The sequence below is a fragment of the Pseudohongiella sp. genome (genome assembly GCF_011050365.1).
Lineage (GTDB): Bacteria > Pseudomonadota > Gammaproteobacteria > Pseudomonadales > Pseudohongiellaceae > Pseudohongiella.
In genome coordinates, this window is record NZ_DRFV01000015.1 from 286,562 (window position 1) to 296,585 (window position 10,024).

Here is a 10,024-nt window from a genome sequence, read left to right on the forward strand (position 1 = left end):
GGCATTTCTACTGACAGTTGTTCAGTTAGGCAGACAGGCAGGAGGGGTGCATTTTGCCGGCAAAATGTCACCCCTCCTGCCTGTCTGCCTAACGTCTCGGTAAAACTTGTTGCCCTGACTGACTGTCCGGCATTGTGGCAGTTACTCTGCCGCGTCTTCTGCGGCGGCATCAATCAGGGTTTTCAACTCACCCTTCTGGTGCAGGTCTGTGATGATGTCACAGCCCCCTACCAGCTCACCGTCTATCCAGAGCTGAGGGAATGTTGGCCAATTCGCAATCACTGGCAAGGTTGAGCGGATTTCCGGATTGGCCAGGATATCCACGTAGGCAAAGCGCTTGCCGCAACCCATCAGACACTGGACAGCCTGGGCAGAAAAGCCACACTGGGGCTGATCCGGCGAACCCTTCATATATAGCAGAATGCTATTGGCGCTGATCTGATCGCGAATGGTCTGTTCGATGCTCGACTGTTCATTACTCATAATGCCGTTTCCTGTGCTGTGCAAACTGCGTTGGTATATCGGGACCCTGATCGGGACCCTGCTTGTTAAGGGAGATCAGGATACCGTGCTAAAAGATGGCATATTCTACATGATTAGCGCCCTATCCGATAATTGCCCGCATCCTGTAAAGTAATATAAGATACGGAGCTTGGTCGAAGGGTAGCAGGCGCTGCCCTTTTTTAATTTTCGCTGAGCACTGAGCGTTTTCTACAGAACCCAGACTCCGCGCCGTCACCGGTTGCATGCAGCCGGGACCACGTTCCCCGGGAAACCCGTATCGATATGGCAACACGACATTTTTTGACCTTGCTGGATCTCAGCCCGGTTGAACTGCGCGACATCATTCACCGTGCTATCGCCCTGAAAAAAAGCCCCGCGCTGCGCGAAGAGACGCTGAAGAACAAGACGCTGGCGATGATTTTCGAGAAATCATCGACCCGGACGCGTGTATCTTTCGAGGTCGCCATGAATCAGCTTGGCGGCAGCGCGCTCTTCCTGTCACCGGCGGATACGCAACTGGGTCGCGGCGAGAGCATTGAAGACAGTGCTAAAGTTTTATCCCGCATGGTCGACGTCATCACCATACGAACTTTCGAACATGCAAGGCTTGAACTGTTTGCCCGTCACTCCCGGGTGCCGGTCATCAACTCGTTGACAGACGACTTTCACCCATGCCAGTTACTCGCTGATATGCAAACCTTTTTTGAACATCGGGGTGACATTGCAGGACATACGGTTGCCTGGGTAGGCGACGGCCATAACATGTGCCAGTCCTACATCAATGCTGCCCGACAATTCGATTTCGAACTGGTTATAGCCTGCCCGGAAGGCTTTGATCCGGACGAGCACATGCTGCAGGCCAACAAGGATCGGGTGCGTATCGTTCGTGATCCGGCCACTGCCGTGGCCGGGGCCAGTCTGGTAGCAACCGATGTCTGGGCCTCGATGGGCCAGGAAGAGGAGCGCCGGCTCCGTATCCAGAAGTTCACCGGCTACGAGGTAACGGCTGAACTGATGTCACAGGCCCGGCCGGATGCATTGTTCATGCACTGCCTGCCGGCACACCGGGGCGAGGAAGTCAGCGCCGGCGTGCTGGATGCAAATGACAGCGTCGTTTGGGATGAGGCTGAAAACCGCCTGCACGCACAGAAAGCGTTGCTTGAATTTATGTGCGCAACACGTTGATAAATAATATAACTTTTACTATCTTGTTGCGCAAAACTTATTGCCGTCCGGAATACGCATAACCAATGGATCTATTAACGCAGGGTTTTTTGACTCAGGGATTGCTGATCTTTGTCATCTTTGCCCTGGTGACGGTTCCATTACTGTTATGGCTGGCAGGCTGGCGCCCGATGATTCTTGAGAGTCAGCGCCGGCAAGCCAGACTCAACAATCAGTCCATGCGCATACTCTCCAGTGCCGTAGAGCAAAGCCAGAGCGGTGTGATCATCGCTGATTGCGCGGGCGTCATAGATTACGTAAACCCCCGCTACACTCAGATTACCGGCTACAGCAAGGATGATGCCGTCGGCCGTGTCGCCGAATTGCTGAATAACGAAGAGCTGACCGATGTAAACAACATCAGCCTGCAGGAAGCCCTGCTGCTGGGCGCCAGCTGGGAAACCTTTATGGTCAGCAAACGCAAGAATGGCGAACATTTCTGGCAACAGGTGACCGTATCTCCCATTAACGATGACCTGGGCGCGCTGAGCCACATTGTGCTCAATATCGAAGATATCAGTGATCGTGTTGAAACCCAGGCGCAGATGGAAAAGCTGGCGTTTTATGACCCGCTCACCGGCCTGGAGAATCGTCGCCTGTTCCGGGACCGTCTGGAACAGGGACTCCGGCACCTGCGTCGCAGTAAAAAGCCGATGGCACTGCTGTTTCTGGACCTTGATCAATTCAAACGTATCAACGACACACTGGGACATGATGCCGGTGACGAACTGTTGTGCACCGTCGCCCAACGCCTGCGTGACTGTGTCCGCGAAGAGGATATCGTGGCGCGCCTGGGTGGCGATGAATTCACCATACTGCTGGCTAACATTACCAGTCCGGATGACGCCGGCCTGGTTGCACGCAAGATACTGCGCGCCTTGATCGAACCCATTGCCCTGAGCACACAGGAAGTCACTGTCAGCTGCAGCATCGGTATTACAGTTGCGCCGGAAGACAGCATGAACGCCAGCGTTCTGATGCGTAATGCCGACCTGGCCATGTATCGCGCCAAGGATCAGGGTCGCAATAACTTCCAATACTTTACCGATGACATGAACATTGAGTCGCTGGCACGTATGTCGCTGGAGAATGAACTGCGCATCGCCGTCAGCAATGAAGATTTTGTGGTGCATTTCCAGCCCCAGATTGACATGGTCGGAGGCCGGATCTGTGGCTACGAGGCACTGGTGCGCTGGCGCCATGAACAGGTGGACGTGATTTCCCCGGACCGCTTTATACCGATTGCGGAAGAAACCGGACTCATCATCCAGGTGGGTGAAATTGTGCTGCGACAAGCCTGCCTGCAACTCAGGGCAATGCAAACTGCGGGCATCACCGATCAGACCATTGCTGTCAATCTGTCCGCTCGCCAGTTTCGTGACCGCAACCTGGTGCAAATGGTACGCCGCGTGTTGTCGGAAACCGGGCTGGCACCACAATGGCTGGAGCTGGAGATCACCGAGAGCATGCTGATGGACAATATAGACCAGGCCATCAGCATTCTCAGCGAACTCAAGGCGCTTGGCGTAGCGATTGCCATTGATGATTTTGGCACCGGCTACTCTTCGCTGAGTTATCTGACGCAATTGCCCGTCGACAAACTCAAGGTGGATCGCTCATTCGTCAGCAATCTACCCGACAGTCCGCGCCATACCGCGATCACCACCGCCATCATTGCCATGGCCCAGCGCCTTAATCTGCAGGTGGTTGCCGAAGGCGTGGAAACTGAACCCCAGGCCAGTTTTCTGACAGAACATCAGTGCAACATCCTGCAAGGTTTCCTGTTTTGTCATCCGGTCAGCGCTGACGACCTGCCTGCGCAGATGACGCGCATGGAAAGTCGGTTCAGCACCGACAAGGCTCCCGCGCTGGCGGTGGTCACCCACTGAGATTACCCGCGCCCTTTCCGTTCCCGCTCACAACCTGGTCAACGTGCGACTACTATATATAGTGGTTGCCATACCCTGATACACACATCTTATCCACAAGCTATCCACACAAAAAGGGCTTGCAATCCGCTCCATAGCGCTCTATCTTGTGCCTTGTCCGCAAAAACCACCTATATATTGTATTTCCACGGCGCACGCACGGGATTAATGACAACATCATGGAGAATCCGATGCAAACAGGCACACCCAGTTATGGCAGCAGCACTGCCAGTCCCCGCTCAGCCACCCGCACCAACGAGGATTTGCCCGCTACCGCTCCGGGTCAGCTTCGTGTCATCAAACGCAATGGCGCGGTCGTAACCTACGACGAATCCAAGGTTATTGTTGCCATCACCAAGGCCTATCTTGCCGTGGAGGGCGGTACCGCCGCAGCCTCCTCGCGTGTGCATGAAACCGTAGGCAAAATGGCCAGCCAGATCAGCACCATATTCAAGCGGCGCATGCCTTCGGGCGGCTCCATCCATATCGAGGAAATCCAGGACCAGGTCGAGCTGGCGCTGATGCGAACCGGTGAACACAAGGTTGCCCGCTCTTACGTGTTGTACCGTGCCGAGCACGCACGCGTGCGTGACCAGCAACGCGCGCGCGAAAACACCGAGGAATCCACCATCCAGGTGACCTTCGCCGATGGCACCCAGGGTCCGCTGGACAATGCCCGTCTGCGCACTGTGATTGATGAAGCCTGTGCCGGCCTCGAAGGGGTGTCCAGTGACGACATTTATCAGGAAACACTGAAAAACCTTTACCCGGGCGTCAAGATGGATGACGTGCGTACATCCGCTGTGATGACCGCGCGCACCATGGTAGAGAAGGATCCGAACTACTCATATGTGACCGCCCGTCTGTTGCTCGACACGCTACGCTCCGAAGCCCTCGGCTTCCTGGGTGTGGCCGATAGCGCCACACAAAGCGAAATGAACTACCGTTACCCCAGCGTACTGCGCCCCTACATAGAAAAAGGTGTCGAGCTGGAGCTGCTGTCTCCACACCTGCTGGAATATGACCTGGACGTACTGGGCGAAGCCCTGAAGGCCGAGCGCGACACCCAGTTCACCTATCTGGGCCTGCAAACACTGTATGACCGTTACTTCATTCACAGTAACGGTGTGCGTTTCGAGCTGCCGCAGATTTTCTATATGCGTGTCGCCATGGGTCTGGCCAGCAACGAAACCGACCGCGAAGCCCGCGCAATCGAGTTTTATAACCTGATATCCAGCTTTGATTACATGGTATCAACACCGCAGCTGTTCAATTCCGGCACCCTGCGCCCGCAATTGTCTTCCTGCTTCCTGACCACGGTACCGGACGACCTGCACGGCATTTATGGCGCCATCAAGGACAACGCCATGCTGTCCAAATGGGCCGGCGGCCTGGGCAATGACTGGACACCGGTGCGCGCGCTGGGCGCCCACATCAAAGGTACCAATGGTTCATCCCAGGGCATCGTGCCCTTCCTCAAGGTGGTTAATGACACGGCAGTGGCCGTCAATCAGGGCGGCAAGCGCAAAGGCGCAGTCTGCGCCTACCTGGAGACATGGCACCTGGATATCGAAGAGTTCCTGGAATTGCGCAAGAACACCGGTGATGACCGCCGTCGTACCCACGACATGAATACCGCCAACTGGATCCCCGATCTGTTCATGAAGCGCGTGTTTGAAGACGGCGACTGGACTTTGTTCTCGCCCAATAACGTGCCGGATCTGCACGACCTGCATGGCATGGTATTTGAACAGGCTTATGAAGAGTACGAACGCAAGGCAGCTGCCGGTCAGGTGGAAATCTATAAAACCGTGCGCGCCAAGGATCTGTGGCGCAAGATGCTGTCCATGCTGTTTGAAACCGGCCACCCTTGGATCACGTTCAAGGACGCCTGTAATGTACGTTCGCCACAGCAGCACGTGGGCACCATCCACTCGTCCAACCTGTGCACAGAGATCACCCTGAACACCAGTGAAGACGAGATCGCTGTCTGCAACCTGGGTTCCGTGAACCTGGTGAATCATGTTACCGAATCCGGTCTCGATACCGACAAATTGCAGCGCACAATCAAAACAGCGGTTCGCATGCTGGATAACGTGATTGATATCAACTATTACTCGGTGCCACAGGCAAAGAATTCAAACCTCAAGCACCGACCGGTCGGCATGGGCATCATGGGCTTCCAGGATTCACTGTACGCCCAGCGTATTCCGTACGCGTCCGATGATGCCGTGACCTTTGCCGACCGCTCCATGGAAGTCATCAGCTACTATGCCATTCAGGCATCCACTGATCTGGCTGAAGAGCGGGGCCCCTACCAGACCTATAAAGGTTCATTGTGGGATCAGGGCATATTGCCGATCGACTCGTTGAAAATGCTGCAGGAAGTACGCGGCGAGAAGTATCTGGAAGTCGATATGGCACAAACCCAGGACTGGGAAAGTCTGCGCCAGCGCATCGCTGCCGTTGGCATGCGCAACTCCAATGTGCTGGCGATTGCGCCGACTGCCACTATCGCCAATATCTCCGGCGTGTCGCAGTCCATTGAGCCGACCTATCAGAACCTGTACGTGAAATCGAACCTGTCCGGTGAGTTTACCGTCGTGAACCCTTACCTGGTGCGTGATCTGAAAGCACTGGATTTGTGGGACAACGTCATGGTCAACGACCTGAAATATTTCGACGGCAGCCTGCAGCAGATCGATCGCATACCACAGCACATCAAGGATCTGTACGCCACGGCCTTTGAAATTGAACCACGCTGGCTGGTGGATGCCGCCAGTCGTCGCCAGAAGTGGATTGACCAGGCACAATCACTGAACCTGTACATCTCTGGTGCCAATGGCAAGAAACTCGATGTCACCTATCGCATGGCCTGGCTGCGCGGTCTGAAAACAACCTATTACCTGCGCTCTCTGGCTGCCACCAGCACCGAGAAGTCTACCGTCTCCGGCAGCAAGCTGAATGCAGTTTCCAGTGGCCCGGCACCGGTGCCACAAGCGTGCTCCATTGACGATCCAGACTGCGAAGCATGTCAGTAAACATAAATACTATCAGGGGATTACAATGATATCTTGGGATGAATTCCACGACGATCCGACTTCACTGGATGCTGAGCCGTCTTCGCAGAATGCTCGCACAGCAGGCTCCGATCGCGCAGGCCCGGCGATAGCCACGCAAACAGCGCAAACAAAGCCGGCGTCCTCTTCCTTGAGAGGACCCGACTCAGCAACCAATGGCGCCACGCTGGGATCAGCAGCTTCGTCCGCCGAAACTGCCAAGGCAGAAAGAAGCTACGATGCTGCCATCGCTGCAGCCAGACCTGCCTATATTGCCCAACCCTCCTCCAGCCGCAACGCTCCTGAAGCTGCTGCCGAGGCGGTGAACAATCAGATCATGCAACAGGTTGCCAGTGAGCTTGAAGACCTGGATGTTGAAGTCGCGCAACAGGAGATTGGCGAGTGGACCGAGCGGGTCACCGTTGACGACAAGCGTATGATCAATTGCCGTGCCGACCTTAATCAGCTGGTGCCGTTCAAATACGATTGGGCGTGGCAGAAATATCTGGATGGCTGTGCCAACCACTGGATGCCGCAGGAAATCAACATGAATGCGGATATCGCCCTGTGGAAAGGCAGCAATGGCCTGACGCCGGATGAGCGTTTGATTGTTAAGCGTAATCTGGGTTTCTTCTCCACGGCGGACTCCCTGGTTGCCAATAATCTGGTGTTGGCACTGTATCGTCTGATCACCAACCCGGAGTGCCGACAGTACATTCTGCGCCAGGCCTTTGAGGAAGCCATTCATACACATGCCTATCAGTATTGTATTGAATCTCTGGGTATGGACGAGGGCGAGATCTTCAACATGTACCACGAGATCCCGTCAGTGGCGAAAAAAGCGTCCTGGGGCCTGAAGTACACCAAAGAGCTGAATGATCCCAACTTCACCACCGGCACACCGGAAACAGACAAGGCTTTGTTGAAGAACCTGATCGCATTTTACTGCTGTCTTGAGGGTATTTTCTTCTACTGTGGCTTCACCCAGATTCTGTCCATGGGCCGTCGCAACAAGATGACCGGAACCTCAGAGCAGTTTCAGTACATCCTGCGTGACGAGTCCATGCACCTGAATTTTGGCATCGACATGATCAACCAGATCAAGATCGAAAACCCCCACCTGTGGGACGATGCCATGAAGCGCGAAGCGACCCAGATGATTCTGCAGGCGACCCAGCTTGAAATCGAATACGCGCGCGACACCATGCCACGCGGTGTACTGGGTATGAACGCGGTGATGATGGAAGAGTACCTGCAATTCATTGCCAATCGTCGTCTGGTACAAATCGGCTTGCCGGAGCAGTTCAAAGGCGTCAAGAATCCGTTCCCGTGGATGTCCGAGATCATGGACCTGCGCAAGGAGAAAAACTTCTTTGAAACGCGGGTGATTGAATATCAGACCGGCGGCGCGTTGAGCTGGGATTGATCGACAGCATAATGCCAAATGAAGGCTGACACACCCGGAGCCACCCTATATGACTACCGGAGCCATCCTGCTGGCGGCTGGATTCAGCCGCCGCTTTGGCAGTATCAAGTTGCGTGCGGTGCTACCTGATGGCAGCACCATGCTGCAACGCACCAGCCGCCTGCTGCTGAGCGTTACCAGCGACATCATGGTTATCACCCGCCCCGCCTTGCGGGATACCGGCGTGTTTGACGGTACCGGACTCACTGATTCACAAATTGTATTGTGCGAGGATGCTGATCTGGGCATGGGTCACAGTCTTGCCTGTGGCATACGCGCGCTGCCCGCCAACTGGGATGCCTGTGTGATTTGCCTGGCGGACATGCCGTTCATCGAGCCAGCAACCCTGAAACAACTTCTTGGCAAGGCATCTCATAGCCGTATTACCGTGCCCGAATACAAATCTCAACGCGGCCATCCAGTCTGTTTTGGCCGTGATTTTTTTGCCGAGTTGGCACAAAGTCAGGGCGACACTGGCGGCCGCGAGGTTATCAAACACCACCCCGACAAAGTCGACGTTATGACACTCAATGATCCCGGAATTTTGCAGGACATTGACACCCCGCAGGATCTGACTGCTTGCTAGCCGCATCAGGCTTACCTAGAATAACGTCAACATCGGGCGCGCAGGCAGGCAACAGCCTTCAGCTCAAAAGTCAGACACACGAGCGCAAGAGCCAGCATTGCCCAAAACCAGCGTGTCCCAGAAACAGGATCTGATGGCGTGACCCATAACAACGGTAAAAACCTTATTAACCCGCCCAGTCTGGCCGGACTGCTCCTGACAGTTGCCGCGTTGATAACCGGCAGCGCTGGCCATGCGCAGAACACAGCCTCCGACCCGGTGGTCACCGCGCCCGCGCCAACGATCAACTCGCTAATGCAAAATCCACGTAACCCGCTGGTTATGATTCAGACCAGCCAGGGGGACATCCACATCGAGCTGTTTCCCGAAGCAGCACCGCAAAATGTTCAGCGATTTCTCGACCTGGCCGAGGCGCGGCTGCCTGTTCCTGAAACCAATCGCAATACCGCCAGCGAAATACACTATTATGACGGTCTGACCTTCCATCGTGCCATCCGTGACACCCTGATTCAGGCTGGCGCGCCAGAGCGTGCCAACCGTCTGCGCCCGTTATCAACCGTCGCCGACGAAATCAATGCCCGGGGCCTGGGTCTGGAGCAACAACGTCTGCTAGATGCCAGCGGCAAGCCGCATCCATGGCTGAACATTGGCGGACAGGATGATTTCCAGCAACAGGTGCTGAAACCACTTTACCGAAACATGAACATTAACGATGCGGACGCTGTGAGAGTGCAACAATCAACAGTGCTGCAGCGCCTTCAAGCCATGAACCTTTTGCAATTCCACGAGATGCAAGGTTATCGCTATGACGGCTCGCTGCCATCCCGACGCCCCGGTCGTGGTAGTGTGATGATGGTCAATCGCGGACCCGATACCAATGACGGCGAGTTTTTTATTGCCCTGACCAACACACCCTGGTTAATTGGTACCAGCACTGTTATTGGTCGCGTCGTATCAGGCCTGGATATCGTGGAGCGGATCAGCCGAGGCCCCGACGCCAGCACCCGCATTTATCAGGTCAGACAAATCAATAACAACATTCAGCCAGGAGACTGACAACATGGCAAAAACAGCCAGAAGAAAATCGGCCAAGACCAGCCGGAAAGTGAAACCGGTCAGCGTCATGGCGTTATGCGCGACCGCCGGATTCTTTCTCGGCTTCGGTCTCGGCGCCTTGATGAACAACCTGCTGTTGATCACGGCGCTGGGGCTGCTGGCGGGTGCCGCCACGGGCTATTATTTCGACAAAAAGAACAAC

8 protein-coding genes are annotated in these 10,024 nt (G+C 55.1%); 7 read left to right on the top strand and 1 reads right to left on the bottom strand.

Going from position 1 to position 10,024, the window contains the following annotated elements:
- Positions 1 to 141: 141 nt before the first annotated feature.
- On the bottom strand, positions 142 to 483 hold the full coding sequence (grxD, locus tag ENH71_RS13020; RefSeq protein WP_294136534.1) for a Grx4 family monothiol glutaredoxin: 342 nt from the start codon (positions 481 to 483) through the stop codon (positions 142 to 144).
- 303 nt (positions 484 to 786) lie between these two features.
- On the opposite strand from grxD, the gene argF reads away from it, so the two are divergent.
- From argF to ENH71_RS13055, 7 genes are all read left to right on the top strand, one after another.
- The gene (gene argF / locus ENH71_RS13025) at positions 787 to 1,689 is read left to right on the top strand and encodes an ornithine carbamoyltransferase (RefSeq protein ID WP_294136532.1); all 903 of its coding nucleotides are present in this window, start codon (positions 787 to 789) and stop codon (positions 1,687 to 1,689) included.
- Positions 1,690 to 1,754: 65 nt separating this feature from the next.
- Positions 1,755 to 3,617: a putative bifunctional diguanylate cyclase/phosphodiesterase gene (locus tag ENH71_RS13030; RefSeq protein WP_294136530.1), complete on the top strand. Its 1,863-nt coding sequence runs from the start codon at positions 1,755 to 1,757 to the stop codon at positions 3,615 to 3,617.
- 230 nt (positions 3,618 to 3,847) lie between these two features.
- Positions 3,848 to 6,697 (top strand): ribonucleoside-diphosphate reductase subunit alpha, encoded by a 2,850-nt coding sequence (locus ENH71_RS13035; RefSeq protein WP_294136529.1) that lies wholly within the window; start codon positions 3,848 to 3,850, stop codon positions 6,695 to 6,697.
- A 25-nt stretch (positions 6,698 to 6,722) separates the two neighbouring features.
- Positions 6,723 to 8,141, top strand: a complete 1,419-nt coding sequence (locus ENH71_RS13040; RefSeq protein ID WP_317622748.1) for a ribonucleotide-diphosphate reductase subunit beta — start codon at positions 6,723 to 6,725, stop codon at positions 8,139 to 8,141.
- Between the two features lie 49 nt (positions 8,142 to 8,190).
- Complete coding sequence (locus tag ENH71_RS13045) at positions 8,191 to 8,766, top strand: nucleotidyltransferase family protein (protein ID WP_294132542.1); 576 nt, start codon at positions 8,191 to 8,193, stop codon at positions 8,764 to 8,766.
- 138 nt (positions 8,767 to 8,904) lie between these two features.
- Positions 8,905 to 9,822: a peptidylprolyl isomerase gene (locus ENH71_RS13050; RefSeq protein WP_294132541.1), complete on the top strand. Its 918-nt coding sequence runs from the start codon at positions 8,905 to 8,907 to the stop codon at positions 9,820 to 9,822.
- A 4-nt stretch (positions 9,823 to 9,826) separates the two neighbouring features.
- On the top strand, positions 9,827 to 10,024 hold a 198-nt coding region (locus ENH71_RS13055), incomplete at its 3' end, for a hypothetical protein (RefSeq protein ID WP_294137863.1).